General features: G+C 45.6%; 33 protein-coding genes. All 33 read right to left on the reverse strand.

Translation table 11 applies throughout. The annotated features are described in order from the left end of the window. Positions 1-21: 21 nt before the first annotated feature. Positions 22-1,362 (reverse strand): preprotein translocase subunit SecY, encoded by a 1,341-nt coding sequence (secY, locus tag EKG38_RS23045; protein ID WP_126523260.1) that lies wholly within the window; start codon positions 1,360-1,362, stop codon positions 22-24. A gap of 7 nt (positions 1,363-1,369) precedes the next feature. Then, positions 1,370-1,804 carry a 50S ribosomal protein L15 gene (gene rplO, locus EKG38_RS23050; RefSeq protein WP_126523261.1) on the reverse strand — a complete coding sequence of 145 codons (435 nt, stop codon included), beginning with the start codon at positions 1,802-1,804 and terminating at the stop codon, positions 1,370-1,372. 1 nt (position 1,805) lies between these two features. Continuing rightward, positions 1,806-1,991 (reverse strand): 50S ribosomal protein L30, encoded by a 186-nt coding sequence (gene rpmD, locus EKG38_RS23055; RefSeq protein WP_126523262.1) that lies wholly within the window; start codon positions 1,989-1,991, stop codon positions 1,806-1,808. 6 nt (positions 1,992-1,997) lie between these two features. Further along, the gene (gene rpsE, locus EKG38_RS23060) at positions 1,998-2,504 is read right to left on the reverse strand and encodes a 30S ribosomal protein S5 (protein ID WP_126523263.1); all 507 of its coding nucleotides are present in this window, start codon (positions 2,502-2,504) and stop codon (positions 1,998-2,000) included. A 12-nt stretch (positions 2,505-2,516) separates the two neighbouring features. Beyond that, on the reverse strand, positions 2,517-2,867 hold the full coding sequence (rplR, locus tag EKG38_RS23065; RefSeq protein ID WP_126523264.1) for a 50S ribosomal protein L18: 351 nt from the start codon (positions 2,865-2,867) through the stop codon (positions 2,517-2,519). 10 nt (positions 2,868-2,877) lie between these two features. Further along, positions 2,878-3,408 (reverse strand): 50S ribosomal protein L6, encoded by a 531-nt coding sequence (gene rplF, locus EKG38_RS23070; RefSeq protein WP_126523265.1) that lies wholly within the window; start codon positions 3,406-3,408, stop codon positions 2,878-2,880. Between the two features lie 11 nt (positions 3,409-3,419). After that, positions 3,420-3,812, reverse strand: a complete 393-nt coding sequence (rpsH, locus tag EKG38_RS23075; protein WP_126523266.1) for a 30S ribosomal protein S8 — start codon at positions 3,810-3,812, stop codon at positions 3,420-3,422. Positions 3,813-3,836: 24 nt separating this feature from the next. After that, positions 3,837-4,142 (reverse strand): 30S ribosomal protein S14, encoded by a 306-nt coding sequence (rpsN, locus tag EKG38_RS23080; RefSeq protein WP_126523267.1) that lies wholly within the window; start codon positions 4,140-4,142, stop codon positions 3,837-3,839. Positions 4,143-4,152: 10 nt separating this feature from the next. Continuing rightward, on the reverse strand, positions 4,153-4,692 hold the full coding sequence (rplE, locus tag EKG38_RS23085; RefSeq protein WP_126523268.1) for a 50S ribosomal protein L5: 540 nt from the start codon (positions 4,690-4,692) through the stop codon (positions 4,153-4,155). A gap of 12 nt (positions 4,693-4,704) precedes the next feature. Further along, entirely contained in the window at positions 4,705-5,019 is a 315-nt protein-coding gene (gene rplX / locus EKG38_RS23090) for a 50S ribosomal protein L24 (RefSeq protein ID WP_126523269.1), read from the reverse strand. 10 nt (positions 5,020-5,029) lie between these two features. After that, the gene (gene rplN / locus EKG38_RS23095; protein WP_126523270.1) at positions 5,030-5,398 is read right to left on the reverse strand and encodes a 50S ribosomal protein L14; all 369 of its coding nucleotides are present in this window, start codon (positions 5,396-5,398) and stop codon (positions 5,030-5,032) included. A 177-nt stretch (positions 5,399-5,575) separates the two neighbouring features. After that, complete coding sequence (gene rpsQ / locus EKG38_RS23100) at positions 5,576-5,824, reverse strand: 30S ribosomal protein S17 (protein ID WP_012144641.1); 249 nt, start codon at positions 5,822-5,824, stop codon at positions 5,576-5,578. Beyond that, entirely contained in the window at positions 5,824-6,015 is a 192-nt protein-coding gene (gene rpmC, locus EKG38_RS23105) for a 50S ribosomal protein L29 (protein ID WP_012144642.1), read from the reverse strand. The genes rpsQ and rpmC overlap by 1 nt, the downstream gene beginning before the upstream one ends. Continuing rightward, entirely contained in the window at positions 6,015-6,425 is a 411-nt protein-coding gene (gene rplP, locus EKG38_RS23110; protein ID WP_012144643.1) for a 50S ribosomal protein L16, read from the reverse strand. The genes rpmC and rplP overlap by 1 nt, the downstream gene beginning before the upstream one ends. Before the next feature lie 11 nt (positions 6,426-6,436). Further along, the gene (rpsC, locus tag EKG38_RS23115; RefSeq protein WP_012144644.1) at positions 6,437-7,126 is read right to left on the reverse strand and encodes a 30S ribosomal protein S3; all 690 of its coding nucleotides are present in this window, start codon (positions 7,124-7,126) and stop codon (positions 6,437-6,439) included. A 9-nt stretch (positions 7,127-7,135) separates the two neighbouring features. Then, the gene (gene rplV / locus EKG38_RS23120) at positions 7,136-7,468 is read right to left on the reverse strand and encodes a 50S ribosomal protein L22 (RefSeq protein WP_012144645.1); all 333 of its coding nucleotides are present in this window, start codon (positions 7,466-7,468) and stop codon (positions 7,136-7,138) included. A 15-nt stretch (positions 7,469-7,483) separates the two neighbouring features. Next, positions 7,484-7,762: a 30S ribosomal protein S19 gene (gene rpsS, locus EKG38_RS23125; protein ID WP_006083596.1), complete on the reverse strand. Its 279-nt coding sequence runs from the start codon at positions 7,760-7,762 to the stop codon at positions 7,484-7,486. An 11-nt stretch (positions 7,763-7,773) separates the two neighbouring features. After that, positions 7,774-8,601: a 50S ribosomal protein L2 gene (gene rplB / locus EKG38_RS23130; RefSeq protein ID WP_126523271.1), complete on the reverse strand. Its 828-nt coding sequence runs from the start codon at positions 8,599-8,601 to the stop codon at positions 7,774-7,776. A gap of 16 nt (positions 8,602-8,617) precedes the next feature. Then, on the reverse strand, positions 8,618-8,917 hold the full coding sequence (rplW, locus tag EKG38_RS23135; protein ID WP_012144647.1) for a 50S ribosomal protein L23: 300 nt from the start codon (positions 8,915-8,917) through the stop codon (positions 8,618-8,620). Beyond that, positions 8,914-9,519 carry a 50S ribosomal protein L4 gene (rplD, locus tag EKG38_RS23140; RefSeq protein ID WP_126523272.1) on the reverse strand — a complete coding sequence of 202 codons (606 nt, stop codon included), beginning with the start codon at positions 9,517-9,519 and terminating at the stop codon, positions 8,914-8,916. The genes rplW and rplD overlap by 4 nt, the downstream gene beginning before the upstream one ends. Before the next feature lie 16 nt (positions 9,520-9,535). Then, positions 9,536-10,174, reverse strand: coding sequence for a 50S ribosomal protein L3 (gene rplC, locus EKG38_RS23145; RefSeq protein WP_126523273.1), 639 nt, complete (start codon positions 10,172-10,174; stop codon positions 9,536-9,538). 15 nt (positions 10,175-10,189) lie between these two features. Beyond that, the gene (gene rpsJ / locus EKG38_RS23150) at positions 10,190-10,501 is read right to left on the reverse strand and encodes a 30S ribosomal protein S10 (RefSeq protein ID WP_005503530.1); all 312 of its coding nucleotides are present in this window, start codon (positions 10,499-10,501) and stop codon (positions 10,190-10,192) included. Positions 10,502-10,860: 359 nt separating this feature from the next. Further along, positions 10,861-12,045 carry an elongation factor Tu gene (tuf, locus tag EKG38_RS23155; RefSeq protein ID WP_126523274.1) on the reverse strand — a complete coding sequence of 395 codons (1,185 nt, stop codon included), beginning with the start codon at positions 12,043-12,045 and terminating at the stop codon, positions 10,861-10,863. Positions 12,046-12,127: 82 nt separating this feature from the next. Continuing rightward, entirely contained in the window at positions 12,128-14,224 is a 2,097-nt protein-coding gene (gene fusA / locus EKG38_RS23160) for an elongation factor G (RefSeq protein WP_126523275.1), read from the reverse strand. 75 nt (positions 14,225-14,299) lie between these two features. After that, positions 14,300-14,770 (reverse strand): 30S ribosomal protein S7, encoded by a 471-nt coding sequence (rpsG, locus tag EKG38_RS23165; RefSeq protein ID WP_126523276.1) that lies wholly within the window; start codon positions 14,768-14,770, stop codon positions 14,300-14,302. Positions 14,771-14,850: 80 nt separating this feature from the next. Further along, positions 14,851-15,225 (reverse strand): 30S ribosomal protein S12, encoded by a 375-nt coding sequence (gene rpsL, locus EKG38_RS23170; protein WP_012144653.1) that lies wholly within the window; start codon positions 15,223-15,225, stop codon positions 14,851-14,853. 190 nt (positions 15,226-15,415) lie between these two features. Beyond that, positions 15,416-19,633: a DNA-directed RNA polymerase subunit beta' gene (gene rpoC / locus EKG38_RS23175; protein ID WP_126523277.1), complete on the reverse strand. Its 4,218-nt coding sequence runs from the start codon at positions 19,631-19,633 to the stop codon at positions 15,416-15,418. A gap of 80 nt (positions 19,634-19,713) precedes the next feature. Further along, positions 19,714-23,745: a DNA-directed RNA polymerase subunit beta gene (gene rpoB / locus EKG38_RS23180; RefSeq protein ID WP_126523278.1), complete on the reverse strand. Its 4,032-nt coding sequence runs from the start codon at positions 23,743-23,745 to the stop codon at positions 19,714-19,716. 238 nt (positions 23,746-23,983) lie between these two features. Continuing rightward, positions 23,984-24,352: a 50S ribosomal protein L7/L12 gene (gene rplL, locus EKG38_RS23185; RefSeq protein ID WP_126523279.1), complete on the reverse strand. Its 369-nt coding sequence runs from the start codon at positions 24,350-24,352 to the stop codon at positions 23,984-23,986. A gap of 46 nt (positions 24,353-24,398) precedes the next feature. After that, positions 24,399-24,899 carry a 50S ribosomal protein L10 gene (rplJ, locus tag EKG38_RS23190; protein WP_126523280.1) on the reverse strand — a complete coding sequence of 167 codons (501 nt, stop codon included), beginning with the start codon at positions 24,897-24,899 and terminating at the stop codon, positions 24,399-24,401. Positions 24,900-25,164: 265 nt separating this feature from the next. Continuing rightward, positions 25,165-25,866 (reverse strand): 50S ribosomal protein L1, encoded by a 702-nt coding sequence (gene rplA / locus EKG38_RS23195; protein WP_126523281.1) that lies wholly within the window; start codon positions 25,864-25,866, stop codon positions 25,165-25,167. A 4-nt stretch (positions 25,867-25,870) separates the two neighbouring features. Further along, positions 25,871-26,299, reverse strand: coding sequence for a 50S ribosomal protein L11 (gene rplK, locus EKG38_RS23200; RefSeq protein ID WP_012144659.1), 429 nt, complete (start codon positions 26,297-26,299; stop codon positions 25,871-25,873). Between the two features lie 124 nt (positions 26,300-26,423). After that, a complete protein-coding gene (nusG, locus tag EKG38_RS23205; RefSeq protein ID WP_012144660.1) occupies positions 26,424-26,975 on the reverse strand; it encodes a transcription termination/antitermination protein NusG in 552 nt (183 codons plus the stop codon). Positions 26,976-26,983 lie beyond the last annotated feature (8 nt).

Here is a 26,983-nt window from a genome sequence, read left to right on the forward strand (position 1 = left end):
CATCACTCCGAGAAAACTGTCTTAGCGACCAAAGCGATCTAAATTCGCTTTGTTAACTAGATTAGCCTTCTTCATTACAGACTCATACTGATGAGACATCATATGGGTCTGAACTTGAGCCATGAAGTCCATGATTACGACTACCATAATAAGTAGTGAAGTACCGCCAAAATAGAACTGTACTTTCCACGTAATTAACATGAACTCCGGAATTAAACAGATAAAGGTAATGTACAATGCGCCTGCTAATGTCAAGCGAGTCATAACCTTATCAATGTAACGCGAAGTCTGCTCTCCAGGACGGATCCCAGGAATAAACGCACCACTCTTCTTCAAGTTGTCAGCTGTTTCACGCGGATTAAACACCAACGCAGTATAGAAGAAACAGAAGAAGATGATTGCTGATGCATACAATAATGAATAGAGCGGTTGTCCTGGTGACACAGCAAGTGAAAAATCACTTAACCATGAAAGGGACTCATTTTGACCAAACCACTGAGCCAGTGTGCCTGGAAACAAAATAATGCTCGACGCAAAAATTGGTGGTATCACACCTGCCATATTTATCTTAAGTGGTAAATGTGTACTTTGCGCAGCAAACACCTTACGGCCCTGCTGACGCTTTGCATAGTTAACGACGATACGTCGCTGGCCACGCTCCACAAATACAACGAAATAAGTTACGGCAAATACAATAACTGCAATCAACAATAATACGAGTACGTTCAAGTCACCTTGACGCGCCTGCTCAGCCGTTTGGCCGATAGCAGATGGCAGACCAGCAACAATACCTGCGAAAATTAATATCGAGATACCATTACCAATGCCTCGTTCGGTAATCTGTTCACCCAGCCACATAAGGAACATAGTTCCCGTCACTAGACTCACAACTGCAACGAAATAGAAACCAAATCCAAGGTTTACAACTAAACCTGGAACTAGGTTTGGCAGACCCGTTGCGATACCGATTGCCTGGAATGTACCCAGGACCAATGTGCCGTATCTGGTATATTGACTGATTTTCTTACGTCCTGATTCGCCTTCCTTTTTAAGTTCAGCGAGTGCAGGATGCACGACAGTCAACAACTGCATGATAATCGACGCCGAAATATACGGCATGATTCCCAATGCAAAGATAGAAGCACGTTCAAGGGCACCACCAGAGAACATGTTAAACATGCCTAAGATAGTCCCCTTCTGCTGATTGAACAGCTCTGCTAATACAGCAGCGTCAATTCCAGGAATTGGTATAAACGAACCGGCTCTAAAGACGATAATCGCACCAATCACGAACAGGAGGCGAGTCTTCAGTTCAGAAAATCCACCTTTCGCGCTTTTTAAATCAAGTCCTGGTTTTGCCATCGACGTATTATTCCTCGATCTTTCCGCCGGCAGCTTCAATAGCTGCACGTGCACCTTTGGTTGCCTTCAGACCTTTTACGGTCACAGGGCGCTCAATGGTACCTGAAAGAACGATTTTAGCAAACTGTATGTTGCGAGTAACGAGATTCGCATCTTTCAGTGCATTTAAGTCGACAACATCACCGTTAACTTTTGCAAGTTCACTAATGCGAACTTCTGCTGTTACCAACGCACGACGCGAGGTAAAACCAAACTTAGGCAGACGAATCTTAAGTGGCATTTGACCACCCTCGAAACCGACGCGAACGCCGCCACCAGAACGAGACTTCTGTCCCTTGTGGCCGCGACCACAAGTTTTACCAGTGCCTGAACCAATACCGCGACCTACACGCTTAGCTGCTGATTTAGCACCTGCAGCAGGTGATAGAGTATTTAGACGCATCTTATACTTCCTCCACCGAAACCATGTAGTAAACCTTGTTAACCATACCGCGAGTAGAAGGAGTATCTTCAACTTCAACAGTGTGGTTAATTCGGCGCAGACCTAGACCTAGTAAAGTTGCACGGTGCTTTGGTAAGCGACCGATTGAACTTTTAGTCTGAGTTACTTTAAATGTTTTCTTAGCCATGGTGCATTAACCTCGAATTTCATTAACATTCAGGCCACGCTTAGCTGCAATTTGTGATGGTGACTTCATGTGCACCAACGCATCTACAGTTGCGCGAACGATGTTAATCGGGTTAGTAGAACCGTATGCTTTTGACAGAACGTTATGAACGCCTGCTACTTCCAATACGGCACGCATTGCGCCACCGGCAATAATACCGGTACCATCTGATGCTGGTTGCATGTAAACACGCGACCCAGTATGACGGCCCTTTACAGGGTGGTGCAGAGTACCATTGATTAATTCAACAGAAACAATGTTACGGCGAGCCTTTTCCATTGCTTTTTGAATTGCTGCTGGTACTTCACGCGCTTTACCATAACCAAAGCCAACCTTACCATTACCATCACCGACTACAGTTAGTGCAGTGAAGCTAAAGATACGTCCGCCTTTAACTACTTTTGAAACACGATTTACTGCAACTAATTTCTCTTGCAGATCATCTTTTTGTTGCTGAGCTTCGAATTTAGCCATTTTCATCATTCCTTAGAACTTGAGGCCAGCTTCACGAGCGGCGTCTGCTAATGCAGCTACACGTCCGTGATACTTGAAACCGGAACGATCGAATGCAACTACAGTCACGCCTTTTTCGATAGCACGCTCAGCAACGGTTTTACCCACTACTTTAGCTGCATCGACGTTACCTGTGTACTTTAGCTGCTCTGTTACCGCTTTCTCAGCAGTCGAAGCTGACGCCAAAACCTGTGAATCAGGGCTTATTACCTGAGCATAGGTGTGACGTGGTGTACGATGTACAACCAGACGATTAACGCCCAGCTCTTGGATCTTCTTACGGGCGCGTAGTGCGCGGCGTAAGCGAGATGTTTTCTTATCCATATCGCGTTACCTACTTCTTCTTAGCCTCTTTACGACGAACTTGTTCGTCAGCATAGCGTACACCTTTACCTTTATAAGGCTCTGGTGGACGGTAGCCGCGAATCTCAGCTGCAACTTGTCCAACTTGCTGCTTATCGGTACCAGTAAGTACGATTTCAGTTTGTGAAGGACAAACAGCTGTTACGCCGTTAGGGAGTTCATGTACTAGTGGATGTGAGAAACCTAGAGTTAAATCAATACCGTTACCAGCGATTTTCGCACGGTAACCGACACCAACTAACTGTAGTTTTTTCTCAAAACCAGCTGTTACACCAACAACCATATTGTTGATTAAAGCTCGAGCTGTACCCGCTTGAGCGGCATTTTTCACGCCTTCAATTGGGCTACACTTGATTTCATTGTCTTCAACAACAATAGAAACGTCAGCGTTTATTACTCGAGTCAAACTACCTTTAGTACCTTTTACGGTGATAGTTTGTTCGTTTAAAGTCACTTCTACGCCTGCAGGAATAGCGACTGGTGCTTTTGCGACACGAGACATTGCTTGCTCCTTTATGCTACGTAGCAGATAACTTCCCCGCCCATGCCATTTTGGCGGGCAGTACGATCAGTCATCAAACCTTTAGAAGTGGACACGATTGCGACACCCAAACCGCCCATAACCTTTGGAAGTTCGTCTTTACTTTTGTAAATACGAAGACCAGGACGGCTAACGCGCTGGATAGTCTCAACGACTGGCTGACCTTGGAAATACTTTAACGTAATTTCAAGAACAGGCTTGGCTTCATCTGCTACGGCGTAGTCAGTAATATAACCTTCTTCTTTAAGCGTTTGCGCGATGGCAACTTTTAGCTTAGCAGAAGGCATAGATACTGATACGTGGTTAGCAGCTTGGCCATTACGAATACGGGTTAACATATCCGCTATAGGATCTTGCATGCTCATATAAGCTTACTCCGTGACAAGTGTTTACCAGCTGGCCTTACGTAGGCCAGGAACTTCACCGCGCATAGTAGCTTCACGCAATTTAATACGGCTAAGGCCGAATTTACGTAAATAACCATGTGGGCGACCAGTTTGACTACAGCGATTGCGCTGACGCGCCGCGCTAGAGTCACGTGGTAGACCTTGCAACTTAAGGACTGCATCCCAACGATCTTCATCAGAAGTAGTTGGACTGTTAATGATAGCCTTAAGAGCTAGACGCTTTTCAGCGAACTTAGCCACGAGCTTGGCACGTTTTACTTCACGTGCTTTCATTGAACTTTTTGCCATTACGCTACCCTTATTTCTTGAATGGGAAGTTAAAGGCTTCAAGCAGAGCTCGGCCTTCTTCGTCATTCTTCGCAGAAGTAGTGATCACAATATCCATGCCGCGGATCTTATCGATTTTATCGTATTCGATCTCAGGAAAGATAATTTGCTCACGTACACCCATTGCGTAGTTACCACGGCCGTCGAACGACTTAACGCTCATGCCACGGAAATCACGAATACGCGGGATTGCGATATCAACTAAACGCTCTAAGAATTCCCACATACGCTCACCGCGCAGTGTAACCTTACAGCCTATCGGGTAGCCATCACGGATTTTAAAACCAGCCACTGACTTACGAGCTACAGTCACAACCGGCTTTTGACCAGCGATAGCAGTCATATCACGAAGCGCATGCTCCATAATTTTCTTATCTGCTACTGCTTCGCCAACACCCATGTTAAGGGTGATTTTCTCAATCCGAGGGACTTGCATGACACTGGTAAAACCGAACTTTTTTGCAAGTTCAGGACTAACAGTCTCTTGATATTTATCATGCAGTTTCGCCATCGTTTACTCCAATTACTTAACGAGTTCACTATTCGACTTAAAGAAACGAACCTTTTGGCCGTCTTCAAATCGGAAACCAACGCGATCAGCTTTGCCAGTGGCAGAGTTGAAAAGCGCTACGTTTGATGCTTGTATCGGTGCTTCTTGCTCAACAATACCGCCAGCTACGCCCAATTGCGGGTTTGGCTTCTGGTGTTTCTTGACAAGATTAATGCCTTCAACAATTAATTTACCAGTAGGAAGAACCTGAGAAACCTTACCGCGTTTACCCTGATCTTTACCTGCTAATACTATTACTTCGTCTTCACGACGGATTTTAGCTGCCATTTGAAGCTCCTTACAGTACTTCTGGTGCCAGAGAAACAATTTTCATAAATTGTTCGTTACGCAATTCACGCGTCACTGGGCCAAAGATACGAGTACCAATCGGTGCATTGTTTGCATTAAGCAAAACAGCTGCGTTCCGATCGAAGCGAATGACAGAACCGTCTGGGCGACGTACGCCTTTCTTAGTACGAACTACCACCGCGCTATATACATCACCTTTCTTCGCTTTACCGCGAGGAATAGCTTCTTTAACAGAAACCTTAATGACGTCGCCGATACCGGCATAACGACGATGAGATCCACCTAAGACCTTAATACACTGAACTCTACGAGCGCCACTGTTACAGGCTACATCTAGAGTAGATTGCATTTGGATCATTGTAAATGCTCCGCTAACGTTACTTACATCCCCAATTTTGGGGCGACTTTTTCGCCAATTTTTAACAATACTTTTGTCAAAAATGGCGCGCAAGTATAACACCCGATATTGAGAATAGATAGTGTTAAAATAAAAACGGCTCCCAAAAGGAGCCGTTTAGCTTAAAACCTAAGAAGCTTAGGCTTTAGATACTACTTCAACCAGAGTCCAAGACTTAGTCTTAGAAAGCGGACGGCATTCGCGAATAGTCACGACATCGCCAGCATTACACTGATTTTGTTCGTCATGTGCATGGATCTTAGTAGTGCGCTTAAGGTACTTCCCGTATAAAGGATGCTTAACCTTACGCTCAATAGCTACAGTGATAGACTTGTCCATCTTGTTGCTAAGTACACGACCCTGCAAAGTACGGATATTATCAGACATTATGCACCCGCCTTAGAAGTAATAATGGTCTTAACGCGCGCAATGTTGCGACGCACGATTTTAAGCTGATGAGTCTGAGTCAACTGACCAGTGGCGTGTTGCATACGCAGATTAAACTGCTCACGCAGCAGACCAAGCAGTTCAGCGTTCAGTTCTTCAACGCTCTTTTCTGTTAGTTCGCTCGCTTTCATTACATCACCGTCTTAGTTACAAAGGTGGTCTTAAGAGGTAGCTTAGCGGCAGCAAGAGCGAAAGCTTCACGAGCTAGCTCCTCTGTTACACCATCCATCTCATAAAGAACCTTACCTGGCTGAATTTGGCAAACCCAATATTCAACGTTACCCTTACCTTTACCCATACGCACTTCAAGAGGCTTAGAGGTAATAGGCTTATCAGGGAAAACGCGGATCCAGATTTGACCTTGACGTTTAATGTGACGTGTCATAGCACGACGCGCAGCTTCAATTTGACGAGCAGTTAGACGACCACGTCCAACAGCTTTCAAACCGAAATCACCGAAGCTTACTTCAGTGCCGTTCGCTAGACCACGGTTGCGGCCTTTGAACATTTTGCGAAATTTAGTTCGTTTTGGTTGCAGCATTGCCAGCTCTCCTATTTACCGCGAGGCTTACGCTTCGGCTGCTGTTTCGGCTCTTCATGCGCAGGTACAACGCCGTCTAGAACTTCACCTTTGAAGACCCAAACTTTAACGCCAATCACACCGTATTGGGTGTGACTCTCTGCAGTAGAATAGTCGATATCAGCACGCAGTGTATGTAGAGGTACTCGACCTTCACGATACCACTCAGAACGCGCAATCTCAGCACCGCCTAGACGGCCGCCAACTTGAACCTTGATACCTTTAGCACCAAGACGCATTGCATTTTGTACTGCGCGCTTCATAGCACGACGGAACATAACACGACGCTCTAGCTGCGAAGCGATGCCATCGGCAACAAGCTTAGCATCTAGCTCAGGCTTACGGATCTCAGCGATGTTGATTTGAGCTGGAATACCAGTCAGCTTAGCAACTGCGTTGCGTAGCTTCTCAACGTCTTCGCCTTTCTTACCAATCACAACACCTGGACGGGCAGTGTGGATAGTAACGCGAACACTCTTTGCTGGACGCTCGATAACAATCTTAGAGACTGATGCTTGCTTAAGTTTCTTTTCAAGAAACTTACGCACTTCACTGTCACTAGTTAAGTTATTGGCATAGTCTGACTTGTCAGCGTACCAGGTCGAGATCCAAGGCTTAGTGATACCCAGACGGATACCATTAGGATGTACTTTCTGTCCCATTGCTAACTCCTAGCGATCTGATACAACCACAGTAATGTGGCTGGTACGCTTAATTATACGATCAGCACGGCCTTTGGCACGTGGCATGATACGTTTCATAGTTGGACCTTCATCGATCATAATGGCTCCAACTCTTAGCTCGTCAATGTCAGCACCTTCATTGTGCTCAGCATTAGCGATTGCAGAGTCCAGTACTTTTTTAACAAGTACTGCAGCTTTTTTAGGGCTGAAAGTTAATATTTCGAGAGCCTTAGCAACAGGCAGTCCACGGATTTGATCTGCAACCAAACGACACTTTTGAGGCGACGTACGGGCAAAACGATGTTTAGCTAAAACTTCCATCTTATTCCTCCCGTATTAACGCTTCTTCGCTTTCTTATCTGCAGCATGGCCGCGATAAGTGCGAGTTGGTGAAAACTCACCAAGCTTGTGGCCGATCATTTCGTCAGTTACGAACACAGGTACGTGCTGACGACCATTATGGACAGCGATGGTCAACCCAATCATATTAGGGATGATCATAGAGCGACGAGACCAAGTCTTAATAGGCTTCTTGTCTCCCGCTTCCATCGCTTTCTCTACCTTCTTCAGCAAGTGTAGGTCAATGAATGGACCTTTCTTGAGAGAACGTGGCATGGCGAATCCTCTTACTTTTTATTGCGACGACGTACAATGTACTTGTCGGTGCGTTTGTTACTACGAGTCTTATAACCCTTAGTTGGAACACCCGTTGGAGATACTGGATGACGGCCACCCGAAGTACGGCCTTCACCACCACCATGGGGATGATCTACTGGGTTCATTGCAACACCACGAACTGTTGGGCGTACGCCTCTCCAGCGTTTAGCACCTGCTTTACCTAACTGGCGTAGCATATGCTCGGCATTACCAACTTCACCCAATGTCGCGCGGCAGTCTACTGGTACTTTACGCATTTCGCCAGAGCGAAGACGTAGAGTAGCGTATTCGCCATCACGAGCTACAACTTGTACATAGGTACCTGCTGAACGAGCGATCTGAGCACCTTTACCAGGCTTCATTTCAACTGCGTGTACAACACTACCTATTGGGATGTTGCGTAATGGCAAAGCGTTACCCACTTTGATTTCCGCATCGATACCAGACTGGATTGGATCTCCAGCTTGCATGCCTTTAGCTGCAAGGATATAACGACGCTCACCATCAGCATACAAAACAAGTGCGATGTTTGCTGTGCGGTTTGGATCATATTCCAAACGCTCAACTTTTGCAGGGATACCGTCTTTGATTCGTTTAAAATCCATAATACGGTAATGCTGCTTGTGTCCACCACCTATGTGGCGAACAGTGATACGGCCAGTATTGTTACGGCCACCACTTTTAGATTTTTTCGCCAACAGGCCAGCAAAAGGTTTACCCTTATGCAGGTCAGTATTCACCACTTTAACAACGTGGCGACGACCGGCAGAAGTTGGCTTACACTTAATAATTGCCATGATAATTCTCCTTTGCTTACTCAGCGCCGACGAAATCGATTTCAGCACCGTCAGCTAGAGTCACGTAGGCTTTTTTCCAATCTACACGACGACCCATACGGGCACCGGTACGCTTGGTCTTACCTTTGTTAACTAGAGTGCGAACTGAATCAACTTCAACTTCGAACAATTGAGCGACTGCAGCCTTAACTTCAGCTTTAGTTGCGTCGATAGCTACACGGAAAACTACCGTGTTGTCATTTTCTGCACAAACAGTACTCTTTTCAGAGATATGTGGTGCAAGAATAACTTTTAGCAAACGTTCTTGACTGATCATCCCAGCATCTCCTCGATTTGCTTAACAGCATCGGCAGTTACTAGTACTTTGTTGAATGCGATCAGACTTACTGGATCGATACCAGCTACGTCACGAACGTCAACTTTGTACAAGTTGCGAGCAGCCAAGAACAAGTTCTCGTCAATTTCTGGAGTAACGATCAACACGTCTTCTAGATTCATAGCAGCTAGTTTAGCTTTCAACTCTTTAGTTTTAGGAGCTTCAACGCTAAATGACTCGACTACGATTAGACGGTCTTGACGTACCAATTCAGAGAATATGCTTTTCAGCGCTCCGCGGTACATCTTCTTGTTTACTTTTTGGCTGTGATCTTGAGCTTTAGCAGCGAATGTTACGCCACCGCCACGCCAGATCGGGCCTTTAACAGTACCGGCACGTGCACGGCCAGTACCTTTTTGGCGCCATGGCTTTTTGCCAGAGCCAATAACTTCCGCACGAGTCTTTTGAGCACGAGTGCCCTGACGTGCGTTTGCAGCATAAGCTACAACTACCTGATGAACCAGTGCTTCATTAAAGTCACGGCCGAAGGTAGTTTCGGAAACTTCCAGAGCACTTTGTGCGTCTTTCAATACCAATTCCATTACTATCTCCTCAGACCTAAGCTTTAACGGCAGGTTTGATGATCAGGTTGCCATTTGTGGCTCCCGGAACAGCACCCTTAACCAGTAGCAAGTTACGCTCTGCATCTACACGTATAACGTCTAGATTCTGCGTTGTAACACGCTCTGCACCCATGTGGCCTGACATTTTCTTACCTTTGAAAACGCGACCAGGTGTCTGGTTTTGACCGATAGAACCGTTGGATCTATGTGCCAGTGAGTTACCGTGTGTCATGTCTTGTGCATGGAAATTCCAACGCTTAATACCGCCTTGGAAGCCCTTACCTTTAGATTGACCAGTAACATCAACTTTCGCTACGTCAGCGAAGATATCAACATTTAGCTCAGCACCAACTTCAATGCTTTCGCCTTCACCATCTGCCAAACGCACTTCCCACAAACCACGACCGGCTTCAACGCCTGCCTTAGCAAAGTGACCTGCTTCTGGTTTAGTGATGCGATTAGCTTTTTTGGTACCAGTAGTAACTTGAAGTGCGCGGTAACCGTCAGTTTCCAAGGTTTTCACCTGAGTAACACGGTTAGAAGCGATTTCAATTACTGTAACTGGAATAGACACACCATCTTCACCGAAGATGCGAGTCATACCCACTTTACGACCGATAAGACCGATAGCCATCTCGAAAACCTCTTATTAACCCAAGCTAATTTGAACGTCAACACCAGCCGCAAGATCAAGACGCATAAGTGCATCTACAGTCTTTTCAGTTGGCTCAACGATGTCAACTAGACGTTTGTGAGTACGAAGTTCGTACTGATCACGCGCATCTTTATTAACGTGTGGAGAAGTCAAAATGGTATAACGTTCTTTACGCGTTGGTAGTGGAATTGGACCACGAACCTGTGCGCCTGTACGCTTAGCAGTTTCAACGATTTCCGCAGTAGACTGATCGATCAAACGATGATCAAATCCTTTTAAGCGGATACGGATTCTTTGGTTCTGCATTGACCAGAGCTCCTAAAATGGACACATAAAAAATCACCCTCTTGCACTTCCAATGGGAACGCAGAGCGAGATGATTTAACCGTTCGACTCACAATCGGAGTCGCTGTTTTTTTGTGTTAGACCTATAGCCTAACTACGTAATTTCGCCTAATGGTTAAGGCGAAGGGGTATTATACTGATTTAAAGCTTCAGATCAACCCCATTGATTGAATTAGCATCAAATAGATGGAATTCAATAAAGTGGTGGCTATTATACGAATATAAACTTGAATTACCAGTTTTCTGTCCAGTAATTTCCAGACATAAAAAAAGGAAGCCGAAGCTTCCTTTTCTTTAGTGTCTTCTCAGATTAGTCGCTATTAAGCAACAATCTCAGCTACAACACCAGCACCAACAGTACGACCACCTTCACGGATAGCGAAGCGTAAACCTTCATCCATCGCGATTGGGCAGATTAGCGTAACAGTCATAGCAACGTTGTCACCAGGCATTACCATCTCTACGCCTTCTGGCAATTCGATAGTACCGGTTACGTCAGTTGTACGGAAGTAGAACTGTGGACGGTAGCCTTTGAAGAATGGAGTGTGACGTCCACCTTCTTCTTTTGACAGAACGTAGATTTCTGACTTGAAAGTTGTGTGTGGAGTGATTGAACCAGGAGCAGCAAGAACCTGACCACGCTCAACATCTTCACGCTTAGTACCACGTAGAAGAACACCACAGTTCTCGCCAGCACGACCTTCGTCAAGAAGCTTACGGAACATTTCAACACCAGTACAAGTAGTCTTAGTAGTATCTTTGATACCAATAATTTCTACTTCTTCACCAACTTTGATGATACCGCGCTCTACACGACCAGTTACTACAGTACCACGGCCTGAGATTGAGAAAACATCTTCGATTGGAAGGATGAATGCACCATCGATAGCACGCTCTGGCTCTGGAATGTAAGTATCTAGTGCTTCTGCAAGCTCAAGAATCTTAGCTTCCCACTCTGGCTCGCCTTCAAGGGCTTTAAGCGCAGAACCTTGGATAACTGGTAGGTCATCACCTGGGAAGTCATATTCAGAAAGAAGTTCACGAACTTCCATCTCTACAAGCTCAAGAAGCTCTTCATCGTCAACCATGTCACATTTGTTCATGAATACGATGATGAATGGTACGCCAACCTGACGTGAAAGCAGGATGTGCTCACGTGTTTGTGGCATTGGACCATCTGTAGAAGCAACTACTAGAATCGCGCCGTCCATCTGTGCAGCACCAGTGATCATGTTTTTAACATAATCGGCGTGACCAGGACAATCTACGTGTGCGTAGTGACGTGCAGGAGTGTCATATTCGATGTGAGAGGTATTAATTGTAATACCGCGCTCACGCTCTTCTGGAGCGTTATCGATCTGTGCGAAATCTTTAACTTCACCACCGTAAGTCTTCGTTAAAACTGAAGAGATAGCAGCAGTTAGAGTTGTTTTACCATGATCGACGTGTCCGATAGTACCAACGTTTACATGGGGTTTATTACGTTCAAATTTTTCTTTAGCCACGATATATTCCTTTCTTTTCAGAAATGCTCGGCTATAACCGAGCAATAGCAATTAATTTATACAAATATGACAAGCCGAGCTTTTAGCCACGAGCTTCCATAATCGCTTTAGCAATGTTTTGCGGTGCATCAGAGTACTTCAAAAACTCCATAGAGTATGAAGCGCGCCCCTGAGATGCGCTGCGCAAATCTGTTGCATAACCAAACATTTCAGATAAAGGTACTGTCGCGTGAACGAGCTTGACACCGGCAATGCCGTCATCCATACCCTCGATCAATCCACGACGACGGTTCAAGTCTCCGACCACATCACCCATATAATCTTCAGGTGTTGTAACTTCGACTTTCATGCACGGTTCTAACAGTACAGGGTCAGCTTCTAGAGCACCCTTCTTAAAGCCCATCGAACCAGCAACTTTAAAGGCCATTTCATTCGAATCGACATCATGGTATGAGCCGTCAAACAAAGTGACCTTTACATCCAAGAGAGGGAAGCCAGCTAAAACGCCGCTCTTCATCTGCTCTTGAATACCTTTATCTACTGCAGGTATGTATTCTCTTGGAACAACACCACCAACAATCTCGTTGACAAACTCGTACCCAAAGCCCTCTTCTTGAGGTTCCAGTTTCAACCAAACATGACCGAATTGGCCGCGTCCGCCTGACTGGCGTACAAATTTACCTTCGACTTCTACACTAGAGCGAATAGTCTCACGATAAGCAACTTGAGGTTTACCTACGTTACACTCGACACTAAATTCGCGACGCATGCGGTCGACGATAATATCTAAGTGTAGCTCACCCATGCCAGAGATAAGTGTCTGGCCTGATTCTGGATCAGTTTCGACACGGAAAGAGGGATCTTCTGCTGCAAGTTTTTGCAACGCAATTCCCATTTTCTGCTCATCGGCTTGAGATCTTGGCTCCACAGCAATCGTAATTACTGGCTCAGGGAACTCCATACGTTCCAGAATAACTTTATGATCTGCATCGCAAAGTGTATCACCGGTAGTCACGTCCTTAAGACCAATGGCAGCCGCGATGTCACCAGCACGTACTTCTTTGATCTCTTGGCGATCGTTTGCGTGCATCTGCACCATACGACCGATTCGTTCCCGCTTCTGCTTAACCGAATTATAAACGCCGGAACCAGTTTCCAATACGCCCGAATAAACACGCATAAAGGTCAATGTTCCAACAAACGGGTCTGTCGCAATTTTAAATGCCAAGGCAGAAAAAGGGGCATTATCGTCCGCTGGACGATCTGTCTCTTGATCTTTCTCGTCGATACCCTTAATTGCAGGCACTTCGACAGGAGATGGCAAGTAATCAATAACAGCATCGAGAACCGCTTGCACACCTTTGTTCTTGAATGCAGAACCACAGGTAGCAAGTACGATTTCGTTAGCTAGAGTCCGTTGACGAAGTGCTGATTTAATCTCTTCTTCTGATAGTTCACCTTCTTCAAGGTATTTCTCCATCAGCTCATCAGAGGCTTCAGCGGCTTCTTCAACGAGATATTCACGCATTTCGGCTGCTTTATCGGCTAGCTCAACAGGAATATCTTCATAGGTAAAGGTCGCACCTTGATCAACTTCAGACCAGTTTATGGCCTTCATCTTAATCAGGTCGATAACACCTTTAAACTCCTCTTCTGCACCAATATTCAGATGAATCGGTACACAAGTCGCTCCCAGACGGTTACGGATCTGCTCGACAACACTTTCAAAATCAGCACCCGCTCGATCCATCTTATTGACGAATACAATACGTGGTACATGATATTTATCAGCTTGACGCCAAACAGTCTCAGATTGTGGTTCAACACCCGATGAACCACAGAACACAACAACTGCGCCATCAAGAACACGTAGCGAACGTTCAACTTCAATGGTGAAGTCAACATGGCCTGGTGTATCGATGATGTTGATACGGTGCTCAGCAAACTGTGCTTCCATACCGCGCCAGAACGTAGTTGTTGCCGCAGAAGTAATGGTTATACCACGCTCCTGCTCCTGTTCCATCCAGTCCATAGTGGCTGCGCCATTATGAACTTCACCGATCTTATGAGATACACCGGTGTAGAACAGAACTCGTTCTGTTGTTGTGGTTTTTCCTGCGTCAACATGAGCACATATACCAATATTACGGTAGCGCTCAATCGGAGTTGTACGAGCCACGTTTAAACCCTCTCAACTAAGGCAAATGCCTTAGATATGTAGAATATGGAGCTGGCAAATGCCAGCTCCATCAGATTACCAGCGGTAATGAGCAAACGCTTTGTTTGCTTCTGCCATACGATGCACGTCTTCGCGCTTCTTAACAGCAGTACCTTTGTTATCTGAAGCGTCTAGCAATTCACCGGCTAGACGTAGAGCCATAGATTTTTCACCACGCTTACGTGCAGCTTCAACTAACCAACGCATGCCCAGTGCATTACGACGTACTGGACGTACTTCACATGGTACTTGGTAAGTAGAACCACCAACACGACGAGACTTAACCTCGACTGATGGGCGAACATTTTCAAGTGCTGCTTCAAGGATCACTAAATGATCTTCGCCTTTCTTTTCAGAAGCGGTATCAAGTGCCTTGTAAATAATCTTTTCTGCAGTCGACTTTTTGCCGTCCTGCATAATGACGTTGATGAACTTAGCCAACAACTCACTATTAAACTTTGGATCTGGTAGGATTTTACGTTGTCCTACAACGCGACGTCTTGGCATAACAATTTCTCCGTATGCTTCAGGGACCCCAAAACTGGAATCTCAATATAATCTAGCTTGGCCTTACTTAACGGAAAACGTTAAGACTTAGGACGCTTAGCTCCGTACTTAGAACGACCTTGACGACGTTCACTTACGCCAGCACAGTCTAAAGCGCCACGAACAGTGTGGTAACGCACACCAGGTAAGTCTTTAACACGACCACCACGGATTAGGATTACACTGTGTTCCTGCAGGTTGTGGCCTTCACCGCCGATGTACGAAGTAACTTCGAAACCGTTAGTAAGACGCACACGAGCTACTTTACGTAGTGCAGAGTTAGGTTTTTTTGGTGTGGTTGTATATACGCGAGTACAAACACCACGTTTTTGTGGACACGCATCCAACGCAGGCACATTAGTCTTGTCGACTTTTGGCGCGCGTGGCTTACGTACCAACTGGTTTACAGTTGCCATGTATAGCTCCGAATCAGTTGATAAACTCAACAGTAAGGTGTGAAAAATCTATATCCCACAGGTGTGGGACGCGAAATTTTAGAAAGGTAATGGCATTCTGTCAAGAAATAGACAACTTTTAACCGATAATAAGTAAAAAAAAGGCGCCAAAGGCGCCTTTTTAACATTTTACTTACGTTTTAGCACAAAATTAATCTGAACTTCCGGCAAGATTTAGAAGATCTGCCAGGTTCTGTTCCGCTTCGCTTGCGCTAATTGCAGGTGCCGCTTCGGTAGTTGTACCGGCTGCAGCTGCTGCATTACGTTTCTGGTGATATGAATAACCAGTACCCGCAGGGATAAGACGACCAACAATCACGTTCTCTTTAAGACCGCGTAGCGGATCACTCTTACCGCCCACCGCCGCTTCGGTCAGTACGCGTGTGGTTTCCTGGAACGATGCTGCAGAGATAAATGACTCTGTAGCCAGAGATGCCTTGGTAATACCAAGAAGCTCACGTTCGAAGGTTGCAGGTTGCTTGCCTTGTGCTTCAAGTTCGCGGTTTGCGATCTTAACACGAGCCACTTCAGCCTGTTCACCAGCAAGGAACTGACTATCACCTGCGTTAGTGATTAGACACTTACGCAGCATCTGGCGAATAATCACTTCGATATGCTTATCGTTAATCTTTACGCCCTGTAGACGATATACGTCTTGGACTTCATTAACGATGTAGTTAGCAACCTTATGAATACCACGGAGACGTAAGATGTCATGTGCGGCTTCTGGTCCATCAGCAATAACCTCACCACGTTCGACTTTTTCACCTTCGAACACGTTCAGGTTACGCCACTTAGGAATCATCTCTTCATAAACTTCTCCACCATCAGCTGGCGTGATTAGAAGACGACGCTTACCTTTAGTCTCTTTACCAAACGAGATAGTTCCTGAGTATTCAGCAAGAATAGCAGGCTCTTTTGGCTTACGCGCTTCGAACAAGTCGGCAACGCGTGGCAGACCACCGGTAATATCACGAGTCTTTGACGATTCTTGCGGAATACGTGCTAGCGCATCACCAACGTTAATCTGTGCATTATCGTCTTGGTTCACAATCGCGTTAGCTGGCAGGAAGTATTGCGCAGGAACCTCTGTTCCTGGGATCATCAAGTCGTTGCCATCGGCACCAACCAGACGAATCGCCGGACGCATCTCTTTACCGGCAGTAGGGCGTTGACCCACTTCCATAACCACGATTGAAGAAAGACCTGTCAGCTCATCGGTTTGACGTGTCATAGTGACACCATCGATCATATCGACGAACTTGATACTACCCGCAACCTCAGAGATGATTGGGTGAGTATGCGGATCCCAGTTAGCGATGATTTCACCGGCAGCAACTGGTGCATCTTCAAGTTTTTCCAGAACCGTACCGTAAGGAACTCTATAACGCTCTTTCTCACGGCCTAGCTCATCGATAATCGCAACCTCAGATGAACGAGAAACGATAACTAACTTGCCTACGCTGTTAGTCACGTGCTTAGCATTATGCAGCTTAACAGTACCAGCGTTCTTAACTTGAACGTTGTTCTCAGCTGAAGCTCGAGATGCCGCACCACCAATGTGGAAGGTACGCATCGTTAGCTGTGTTCCTGGCTCACCGATTGACTGAGCAGCAACAACACCGATAGCTTCACCTTGGTTGATGATATGACCACGAGCCAAATCACGACCATAACAGGCTTTACAAACACCGAAATCGGTATTACAGCTAATGACTGAACGTACGATCATTTCATCGACTGAATTTTCTTCCAACAAGTCACACCATGCTTCATCAAGCAGAGTGTTACGAGGTGCAAGTACCTTCTCAGTACCTGGATACATCACATCGATAGCAACAACACGACCAAGTACACGCTCACGCAATGGCTCAACAACATCACCACCCTCGATGAGGGGCTTCATTGTCAGACCTTCGAAGGTGCCACAGTCATCTTCGATAACCACGAGATCCTGTGCAACGTCTACAAGACGACGAGTCAAGTAACCCGAGTTAGCTGTCTTAAGTGCCGTATCGGCAAGACCCTTACGCGCACCGTGAGTAGAGATAAAGTACTGAGATACGTTTAGACCTTCACGGAAGTTCGCCACAATCGGCGTTTCGATGATAGAGCCATCCGGCTTAGCCATCAGACCACGCATACCTGCCAACTGACGAATCTGTGCAGCACTACCACGAGCGCCCGAGTCAGCCATCATATAGATGCTGTTGAATGACTCTTGCTCCTCCTCTTCACCATCACGGTTAATCACTGTCTCGGTAGACAGATTTTCCATCATGGCCTTAGAGATCTTCTCGTTGGCACTTGCCCAGATATCGATGACCTTGTTATAACGTTCACCGGCGGTAACCAGACCCGATTGGAACTGCTCTTGAATCTCAAGAACTTCCGCTTCAGCGTCAGCAACTAACGTGTACTTCTCATCTGGAATAACCATATCGTTGATGCCTACAGAGGCACCCGATACAGTCGCATAATGGAAACCGGCATACATCAATTGATCTGCAAAGATAACGGTATCTTTAAGACCTAGTTGACGGTAACAAGTATTCAATAGCTTAGAAATCTGCTTCTTGCCCATGTTCTGGTTAACCAGATCATATGACAAACCTTTCGGTAGAATACGAGACAACAGTGCACGACCAACCGTTGTATCAACGATACGACGAGATTCTGAACGCTCACCGTTTTCATCGATATTAGTTTCAGTGATACGTACTTTTATGCGAGCATGGATTGCAGCGAACTTAGTACGATAAGCCTTTTCGACTTCATCGATAGACTCAAACACCATGCCCTCACCTTTACCGTTAACACACTCACGGCTGGTGTAATACAGACCTAATACAACATCCTGTGACGGTGTGATAACCGGCTCGCCGTTTGCTGGCGAAAGGATGTTGTTGGTTGACATCATAAGCGAACGTGCTTCTAGCTGAGCTTCCAGCGTTAGCGGCACGTGTACAGCCATTTGGTCACCATCGAAGTCGGCGTTGTAGGCCGCACAAACCAAAGGATGAAGCTGAATAGCTTTACCTTCAATCAATACAGGCTCAAACGCTTGAATACCCAATCTGTGCAGTGTTGGTGCACGGTTGAGCATTACCGGGTGTTCACGAATAACATCGTCAAGAACATCCCAAACTTCAGGAACTTCACGCTCAACCATCTTCTTAGCAGCTTTAATCGTAGTAGCAAGACCACGACCTTCTAGCTTGCCATAGATGAAAGGTTTAAATAGCTCGAGTGCCATCTTCTTAGGAAGACCACACTGATGTAAGCGAAGTGTTGGACCTACGGTAATTACCGAACGACCAGAATAATCCACACGCTTACCTAGCAAGTTCTGACGGAAACGACCTTGCTTACCTTTGATCATATCGGCCAAAGATTTAAGCGGACGCTTGTTAGAACCCGTGATTGCACGACCACGACGACCGTTATCTAATAGCGCATCGACAGATTCTTGCAACATACGCTTTTCGTTACGTACGATGATATCTGGCGCAGCTAGATCTAACAGACGCTTAAGACGGTTATTACGGTTGATCACACGACGATAAAGGTCGTTCAGATCAGACGTAGCAAAACGACCGCCATCGAGTGGTACCAGAGGACGAAGATCTGGTGGAAGAACCGGCAAGACTTTAAGGATCATCCACTCAGGCTTGTTGCCCGATTGGAAGAATGCCTCAACAAGCTTAAGACGCTTAGTGATCTTCTTACGACGAGTCTCTGAGTTGATTGATGGCAACTCTTCGCGCATCATCTCAATCTCTTTTTCAAGCTCGATAGCACGTAGCAGTTCTAGAACAGCTTCTGCACCCATCTTAGCTTCAAACTCATCACCGTACTCTTCGAGTGCATCCAGGTAGTTTTCTTCTGTCAACATCTGGCCGCGTTCGAGGCTGGTCATGCCAGGCTCGATTACAACGAAAGATTCGAAGTAAAGTACGCGTTCGATATCACGCAGAGTCATATCCAGCATTAAACCGATACGAGACGGTAATGACTTCAAGAACCAGATATGGGCTACTGGGCTAGCGAGATCGATGTGACCCATACGCTCACGACGTACTTTAGTCTGTGTAACTTCAACGCCACACTTTTCACAGATCACACCACGGTGCTTAAGACGCTTATACTTACCGCATAAACATTCATAATCTTTTACTGGACCAAAAATACGTGCACAAAATAAGCCTTCACGCTCAGGCTTAAAGGTACGGTAGTTAATGGTTTCTGGCTTCTTAACTTCACCAAATGACCAAGAACGGATTAGATCTGGCGACGCTAGGCCAATCTTAATGCCGTTAAACTCTTCGGTCTTGCTTTGCTGTTTCAGAAACTTTAATAAGTCTTTCACGTTTCTCTCCTGAAGGAGTTAAACCGGGTGCCCCGCTTGAGCGGAGCACCAATTTATTGCCAAACTAGGTAAACCTAGATTTAGTCTTGATCCAACTCGATATTAATACCGAGTGAACGGATCTCCTTCAATAGTACATTGAAGGACTCTGGCATACCTGGTTGCATCTGGTGGTTACCGTCGACAATGTTTTTATACATATGAGTACGACCGTTAACGTCATCAGATTTAACAGTGAGCATTTCCTGAAGCGTATATGCGGCACCGTATGCTTCTAGTGCCCAAACTTCCATCTCACCGAAACGCTGACCACCAAACTGAGCTTTACCACCCAATGGTTGCTGAGTAACAAGGCTGTATGAACCCGTAGAACGAGCATGCATCTTATCGTCAACCAAGTGGTTCAGTTTAAGCATATACATGTAACCAACGGTTACCTTACGCTCAAATTCATCACCGGTACGACCATCAAACAAGGTGCGTTGTCCAGAAGTAGGAAGACCAGCAAGGGCTAGCATCTCCTTAATTTCTTTCTCTTTTGCACCATCGAATGCTGGAGTCGCAATCGGGATACCACCCTTAAGGTTCTTAGCAAGACGCAGTACTTCATCATCGCTGAACGAATTGATGTCGACGCGCTGTTGCACATCGTCACCAAGCTCGTAAACCTCTTTGATGTAACCACGAAGCTCTGCCAGTTCACGTTGCTCTTCCAGCATAGCAGTGATGCGATCACCGATACCTTTAGCAGCAGCCCCCATGTGCACCTCTAGAACCTGACCGATGTTCATACGAGATGGTACACCTAGTGGGTTCAGAACGATGTCAATTGGGTTACCATTCTCATCGTAAGGCATGTCTTCAACAGGGTTAATCTTAGAGATAACACCCTTGTTACCGTGACGACCAGCCATCTTATCACCAGGCTGGATAGTACGTTTAACTGCAAGGTAAACCTTAACAATCTTAAGTACGCCAGGTGCTAAATCATCACCTTGAGTGATCTTACGACGCTTAACTTCAAACTTCTTATCGAAATCTGCTCTTAGTTCGTCATGCTGCTCGGCAAGTTGTTCCAGTTCCGTTTGCTTAGCTTCATCGTCAATGGTTTGAACCAATAACTGAGAACGCGGAATGGCAGCTAACTGATCTTCGGTAAAGCCTGCATTGCGTAGAAGGTTGCGTGCACGTCCATAAACACCCTCTTCGAGGATCTGGAACTCTTCGCTCAAATCTTTCTTAGCTTGACCGACATGCATCTCTTCAATTTCAACAGCACGCTTATCTTTCTCAACGCCATCACGGGTAAATACCTGGACGTCGATGATAGTACCTTTAACTGAGTTAGGTACGCGAAGTGAACTGTCTTTAACATCAGAGGCCTTCTCACCGAAAATAGCTCGGAGGAGTTTCTCTTCCGGAGTCAGTTGAGTTTCACCCTTAGGCGTCACTTTACCAACTAGGATGTCACCACCCTTAACTTCAGCACCGATATAAACGATACCTGATTCATCCAGCTTAGAAAGCGCAGACTCACCAACGTTTGGAATATCGGCTGTGATCTCTTCACTACCTAGCTTAGTATCACGAGCGATACATGAAAGCTCCTGAATATGGATAGTCGTGAAACGATCTTCCATAGCTACACGCTCAGAGATGAGGATTGAATCCTCGAAGTTGTAACCATTCCAAGGCATGAACGCGATACGCATGTTCTGACCAAGAGCCAAATCACCTAAATCGGTAGATGGGCCATCGGCTAAAACGTCACCACGAACAACCGGATCACCCATCGAACAACAAGGACGTTGGTTAATACAGGTGTTCTGGTTAGAGCGCGTGTATTTAGTCAAGTTGTAGATGTCGATACCAGCTTCACCAGGAGTAAGCTCAGCTTCGTTAACCTTAACGACGATACGGCTAGCGTCGACATAATCGACATAACCGCCACGTTTAGCAGCAACTACAACACCAGAATCTACTGCCAATGTACGCTCAATACCTGTACCGACTAATGGCTTATCAGCTCTTAGTGTTGGTACAGCTTGACGTTGCATGTTCGCACCCATCAAGGCTCGGTTAGCATCATCGTGTTCCAGGAACGGAATCAGTGACGCTGCAACTGAAATGATCTGCTGCGGCGATACATCCATATATTGAATGTCACCAGCACCCATAAAGGTGGAATCACCTTTATGACGACAAGCGATGAGCTCGTCCATCATGCGACCGTTTTCATCAAGATCAACGATTGCCTGTGCGATAACGTAACGACCTTCTTCGATTGCTGACAGGTAATCGACCTGATCAGTCACAACACCATCAATAACCTTGCGGTAAGGTGTTTCAAGGAAGCCGTAAGAGTTTGTACGTGCAAAACTTGCTAACGAGTTAATTAGACCAATGTTTGGACCTTCAGGGGTCTCAATTGGACATAAACGACCGTAGTGAATTGGGTGTACATCTCGAACTTCGAAACCAGCACGTTCACGAGTCAAACCACCTGGACCAAGAGCCGAAATACGGCGCTTGTGAGTCACTTCTGAAAGTGGGTTGTTTTGATCCATAAACTGAGACAGTTGTGAAGATCCGAAGAACTCTTTAACTGCTGCAGAGATTGGTTTAGCGTTGATCAAATCTTGAGGCATTAGCTCATTAAGATCACCTAGGCTTAAACGCTCACGTACGGCACGTTCAACACGAACTAGACCTACACGGAATTGGTTTTCAGCCATTTCGCCAACACTACGGATACGACGGTTACCCAAGTGATCGATATCATCAACTTCATCATTACCATTACGGATAGTGATGATGTTTTTCATAACTGCAACGATATCTTCCTTAGATAGGATGCCTGTACCTTCGTCGTCATCAATGCTTAAACGACGGTTGAACTTCATACGACCAACTTTAGATAGGTCATAACGCTCTTCACTGAAGAACAAGTTCTGGAATAGGGCTTCGGCAGCATCTTTGGTTGGTGGCTCGCCAGGACGCATCATACGATAGATCTCAACTAACGCTTCTAAGCGGTTAGTCGTAGAATCGATACGCAGCGTATCTGACATGTAAGCACCGTTATCAAGCTCGTTGATATACAGTGTGCTTATCTCTTTAATGCCAGCCAATGATAATTTAGCTAGATCTTCAAGGCTTATCTCAGCGTTCGCTGAAACTAACACTTCACCTGTATCCGGATCGATGTAATCCTGACCAGAGATCTTACCAGAGATGTAGTCAACCGGTACTTCAAGTTCTGTAGTATTAGTCTTTTCAAGCTGACGAATATGACGTGCAGTAATGCGACGCCCTTTCTCAACAAGAATGCTACCTTCAGAATCTTTGATATCGTAGCTAGCAGTCTCACCACGTAGGCGCTCTGCAACTAGATCCATCACTAATGAATCTTTCTTGATCTTAAAATTAACGCGATCGAAGAACAGATCCAGAATATCCTGAGTAGAATAGTCTAATGCACGCAGAATGATAGAAGCCGCAAGTTTACGACGACGGTCAATACGAACAAACAGAGCATCTTTAGGATCGAATTCAAAATCTAACCAAGAACCACGGTAAGGAATAATACGTGCGTTATAAAGCACCTTACCAGATGAGTGGGTCTTGCCGCGGTCGTGATCGAAGAAAACACCAGGTGAACGGTGTAACTGAGATACAATAACACGCTCAGTACCATTGATAACAAAGGTACCGTTGTCAGTCATCATGGGGATATCACCCATGTAGACTTCTTGTTCTTTAATGTCTTTAACTGTGCCAGGTGCCGCTTCACGGTCATACAACACCATACGCAATTTAACGCGTAGTGGTGCGGAGTATGTAACACCGCGAATTTGACACTCTTTCACATCAAAAACAGGCTCACCTAGCTTATAGCTAACATATTGTAGCTCTGAGTTACCAGAAAAGCTTTTGATGGGAAAAACGCTACGGAAAGCGGCCTCAAAACCACGCTCACCGGTAGGATCTTGATCGGTGAACTTTTTGAATGAGTCCAACTGTATAGACAAAAGATAAGGAATATCCAAAACTTGTGGACGTTTACCAAAGTCTTTGCGAATACGCTTCTTTTCAGAATAGGAGTAAACCATGGGTTTCCTCTGATTGCGAGATGTGACCAAGACTGAAACAATCATTTGATTGAAACAGCACGTTTGCCCATCACCGTTGATGGCAAGAACCTAACCAGTAATCTCTGTTAGGAACTGCATAATCTGGCGACAAACGGTGAAAAAAAAATCGCCTACGCTTACAGCGCAAAAAAGGCCGACGGTTAAAAAACCGCCAGCCTTCACCCGATTACTCGGGCTTAGTAAGTTAAATTATAACTTACTTGATCTCTACAGAAGCACCAGCTTCTTCAAGGTCAGTTTTTAGAGCTTCAGCTTCTTCTTTAGTGATAGCTTCTTTAACTGCTACTGGAGCAGATTCAGCCATAGCTTTAGCTTCTTTCAGGCCAAGACCTGTAGCGCCACGAAGAGCTTTAATTACTTTAACCTTGTTCTCACCGAACGAAGTCATCATAACGTCAAATTCAGTTTGCTCAGCAGCAGCAGCACCGCCTTCAGCACCGCCAGCAACAACAGCAGCAGCAGCAGATACGCCGAACTTCTCTTCCATTGCTTCGATTAGTTCAACAACTTCCATTACAGACATTTCTGCAACAGCGTTTAAGATATCGTCTTTAGTGATAGACATAACAAAAAATTCCTATTGTTCTGAATTTAAGCAGCTAAGTATAAACTTAAGCTGCTTCTTCTTTTTGATCGCGAAGGGCGGCCAGTGTACGTACCAGCTTGCCAGCAGATGCTTCTTTCATTGTCATCATCAACTGAGCTATTGCTTCGTCGTATGTTGGCAGTTTCGCTAAGCGATCTATATCGGCTGCAGGGATTAAATCCCCTTCAAAGGCTGCTGCTTTAATTTCAAATTTCTCTTGTTGAGCGGCGAAATCTTTAAGAAGACGCGCTGCAGCACCTGGGTGCTCGTTAGAGAATGCAATTAAAGTAGGACCAGTAAACGTCTCGTTAAGGCACTCAAAATCAGTACCTTCAACAGCGCGCTTAACAAGAGTGTTACGTACAACTCTGATGTACACTCCTGCTTCGCGAGCTGCTTTACGCAGACCGGTCATCTCACCTACAGTTACGCCACGTGAATCGGCTACAACTGCAGATAAAGCACCTTTGGCAGCTTCGTTGACTTCAGCAACAATCGCTTTTTTGTCTTCGAGTCCTAATGCCATTGGCTTTACTCCTGGATTCTATCTAGGGGATTCCCTAGTAATTACCATGTTAAACACCTAAATGTTTAACGACTTACGGTGCTTATCCAGCAGAACAAAATCTATCTGGGGTCCGACACCGTCTACGTAGGAGATTAAGTCAGCCATTAGGCCGACACCTACGGTCTTGGACGGAAGTCTAAGATTTGACCATATAAATGGCTAAATTATAGACCTCAACCCACAAGGTGCGCGCATTATAGACTAATGCGCTAACCTTGTAAAATTACTTAGCGTCTTCCAGAGTACTCTGGTCGACTGCAACACCTGCGCCCATAGTGGTCGAGATGCTAATTTTCTTCAAGAAAACACCTTTAGCTGCAGCAGGCTTAGCTTTCACTAGTGCCGCAACAAGTGCTTCCAAGTTTTCTTTTAGCTTAGCAGTTTCGAAGTCCACTTTACCGATAGTAGTGTGGATGATACCGTTCTTATCTGTACGGTAACGAACCTGACCAGCTTTAGCGTTCTTAACTGCTTCAGCAACGTTTGGTGTTACAGTGCCAGTCTTAGGGTTAGGCATTAGACCACGTGGGCCTAAGATTTGACCTAGCTGACCAACTACGCGCATTGCATCAGGAGAAGCAATAACGACGTCGAAGTTCATTTCACCAGCTTTAACTTGTGCAGCAAGCTCGTCCATACCGACAAGTTCTGCACCAGCAGCAGTAGCAGCTTCAGCGTTAGCGCCCTGTGTAAACACAGCAACACGAACGTCACGACCTGTACCGTGTGGTAGCACTGTTGCGCCACGAACGTTTTGGTCAGATTTACGTGGATCAACACCTAGGTTAACCGCTACATCAACACTCTCAACGAACTTAGCAGTAGCTAGTTCCTTAAGTAGTGCAACAGCTTCATTGATGTCGTAGTTTTTAGTTACTTCTACTTTTTCGCGAATCAAGCGAGCGCGTTTAGTTAGCTTTGCCATTATATTAATCCTCTACTACCAAACCCATTGAACGCGCAGTACCTTCAATTGAGCGAGTCATCGCTTCAATATCAGCACCAGTCATATCAGTAGCTTTAGTTTCAGCAATTTCCTGAACTGCGCTACGCTTGATAGTTCCCACTTTTTCAGTGTTAGGACGACCAGAACCTGATTTCAGACCTGCTGCTTTAAGCAGTAGGAAAGATGCTGGTGGCGTCTTAGTTTCAAAAGTGAAAGAGCGATCAGTATATACAGTGATAACTACTGGAATTGGCATGCCTTTCTCGAACTTTTCAGTACGAGCATTGAATGCTTTACAGAATTCCATGATGTTAACACCTTTCTGACCCAATGCAGGGCCGACTGGTGGCGACGGGTTTGCAGCACCGGCTGCTACTTGTAGTTTGATGTAACCATCAACTTTCTTAGCCATGAGTATTTCCTCAGTATGGGTTCAAACGCCACCGACAACATGCCAGTTAGCTCCCCGAAAATAATGGGTGCGGATTTTACAACAAATCAGCACCCAGTCCAAATACTTTTTGTATTTAAATTAATCAGCTTTTTTCGATCTGACCGAAGTCTAGCTCAACCGGAGTCGAACGACCGAAGATCATGACAGAAACCTTAACGCGGTTCTTTTCATAATCAACCTCTTCAACGGTACCATTGAAGTCAGCAAATGGGCCGTCAGTAACACGAACGACTTCACCTGGTTCAAACATAACGCGATGCGTCGGAGACTCAACAGTCTCTTCAAGACGCTGAAGGATCGCATCAGCTTCTTTGTCAGAGATTGGAGCAGGACGATCTGAAGTACCGCCGATGAAGCCCATCACACGTGGGATGCTCTTCACCAGATGCCAACTTTCGTCATTCATTTCCATCTGGACTAATACATAGCCTGGGAAGAATTTACGCTCACTCTTACGGCGCTGACCGGCTCTCATCTCAACTACTTCTTCAGTAGGAACAAGAATTTCGCCAAAGTAGTGTTCCATGTTGTGCATCTGAATGTATTCATTCAGAGTCTTAAGCACACGACCTTCATAACCAGAAAATGCCTGGACTACATACCATCTTTTTTTAGCTTCAGTTGCTTCAGTCATATGAAGTG

It is taken from the genome of Shewanella canadensis (assembly GCF_003966225.1).
In the GTDB taxonomy this organism is placed as follows: Bacteria; Pseudomonadota; Gammaproteobacteria; order Enterobacterales; family Shewanellaceae; genus Shewanella; species Shewanella canadensis.

Bases quoted from the DNA above. Each gene is read 5' to 3' on its own strand.
- secY (WP_126523260.1), bottom strand. From the start codon at position 1,362: ATGGCAAAACCAGGACTTGATTTAAAAAGCGCGAAAGGTGGATTTTCT.
- rplO (WP_126523261.1), bottom strand. From the start codon at position 1,804: ATGCGTCTAAATACTCTATCACCTGCTGCAGGTGCTAAATCAGCAGCT.
- rpmD (WP_126523262.1), bottom strand. From the start codon at position 1,991: ATGGCTAAGAAAACATTTAAAGTAACTCAGACTAAAAGTTCAATCGGT.
- rpsE (WP_126523263.1), bottom strand. From the start codon at position 2,504: ATGGCTAAATTCGAAGCTCAGCAACAAAAAGATGATCTGCAAGAGAAA.
- rplR (WP_126523264.1), bottom strand. From the start codon at position 2,867: ATGGATAAGAAAACATCTCGCTTACGCCGCGCACTACGCGCCCGTAAG.
- rplF (WP_126523265.1), bottom strand. From the start codon at position 3,408: ATGTCTCGTGTCGCAAAAGCACCAGTCGCTATTCCTGCAGGCGTAGAA.
- rpsH (WP_126523266.1), bottom strand. From the start codon at position 3,812: ATGAGCATGCAAGATCCTATAGCGGATATGTTAACCCGTATTCGTAAT.
- rpsN (WP_126523267.1), bottom strand. From the start codon at position 4,142: ATGGCAAAAAGTTCAATGAAAGCACGTGAAGTAAAACGTGCCAAGCTC.
- rplE (WP_126523268.1), bottom strand. From the start codon at position 4,692: ATGGCGAAACTGCATGATAAATATCAAGAGACTGTTAGTCCTGAACTT.
- rplX (WP_126523269.1), bottom strand. From the start codon at position 5,019: ATGGCAGCTAAAATCCGTCGTGAAGACGAAGTAATAGTATTAGCAGGT.
- rplN (WP_126523270.1), bottom strand. From the start codon at position 5,398: ATGATCCAAATGCAATCTACTCTAGATGTAGCCTGTAACAGTGGCGCT.
- rpsQ (WP_012144641.1), bottom strand. From the start codon at position 5,824: ATGTCTGATAATATCCGTACTTTGCAGGGTCGTGTACTTAGCAACAAG.
- rpmC (WP_012144642.1), bottom strand. From the start codon at position 6,015: ATGAAAGCGAGCGAACTAACAGAAAAGAGCGTTGAAGAACTGAACGCT.
- rplP (WP_012144643.1), bottom strand. From the start codon at position 6,425: ATGCTGCAACCAAAACGAACTAAATTTCGCAAAATGTTCAAAGGCCGC.
- rpsC (WP_012144644.1), bottom strand. From the start codon at position 7,126: ATGGGACAGAAAGTACATCCTAATGGTATCCGTCTGGGTATCACTAAG.
- rplV (WP_012144645.1), bottom strand. From the start codon at position 7,468: ATGGAAGTTTTAGCTAAACATCGTTTTGCCCGTACGTCGCCTCAAAAG.
- rpsS (WP_006083596.1), bottom strand. From the start codon at position 7,762: ATGCCACGTTCTCTCAAGAAAGGTCCATTCATTGACCTACACTTGCTG.
- rplB (WP_126523271.1), bottom strand. From the start codon at position 8,601: ATGGCAATTATTAAGTGTAAGCCAACTTCTGCCGGTCGTCGCCACGTT.
- rplW (WP_012144647.1), bottom strand. From the start codon at position 8,917: ATGATCAGTCAAGAACGTTTGCTAAAAGTTATTCTTGCACCACATATC.
- rplD (WP_126523272.1), bottom strand. From the start codon at position 9,519: ATGGAATTGGTATTGAAAGACGCACAAAGTGCTCTGGAAGTTTCCGAA.
- rplC (WP_126523273.1), bottom strand. From the start codon at position 10,174: ATGGCTATCGGTCTTATCGGTCGTAAAGTGGGTATGACTCGCATCTTC.
- rpsJ (WP_005503530.1), bottom strand. From the start codon at position 10,501: ATGCAGAACCAAAGAATCCGTATCCGCTTAAAAGGATTTGATCATCGT.
- rpsG (WP_126523276.1), bottom strand. From the start codon at position 14,770: ATGCCAAGACGTCGCGTTGTAGGACAACGTAAAATCCTACCAGATCCA.
- rpsL (WP_012144653.1), bottom strand. From the start codon at position 15,225: ATGGCAACTGTAAACCAGTTGGTACGTAAGCCACGCGCGCCAAAAGTC.
- rpoB (WP_126523278.1), bottom strand. From the start codon at position 23,745: ATGGTTTACTCCTATTCTGAAAAGAAGCGTATTCGCAAAGACTTTGGT.
- rplL (WP_126523279.1), bottom strand. From the start codon at position 24,352: ATGTCTATCACTAAAGACGATATCTTAAACGCTGTTGCAGAAATGTCT.
- rplJ (WP_126523280.1), bottom strand. From the start codon at position 24,899: ATGGCATTAGGACTCGAAGACAAAAAAGCGATTGTTGCTGAAGTCAAC.
- rplA (WP_126523281.1), bottom strand. From the start codon at position 25,866: ATGGCAAAGCTAACTAAACGCGCTCGCTTGATTCGCGAAAAAGTAGAA.
- rplK (WP_012144659.1), bottom strand. From the start codon at position 26,299: ATGGCTAAGAAAGTTGATGGTTACATCAAACTACAAGTAGCAGCCGGT.
- nusG (WP_012144660.1), bottom strand. From the start codon at position 26,975: ATGACTGAAGCAACTGAAGCTAAAAAAAGATGGTATGTAGTCCAGGCA.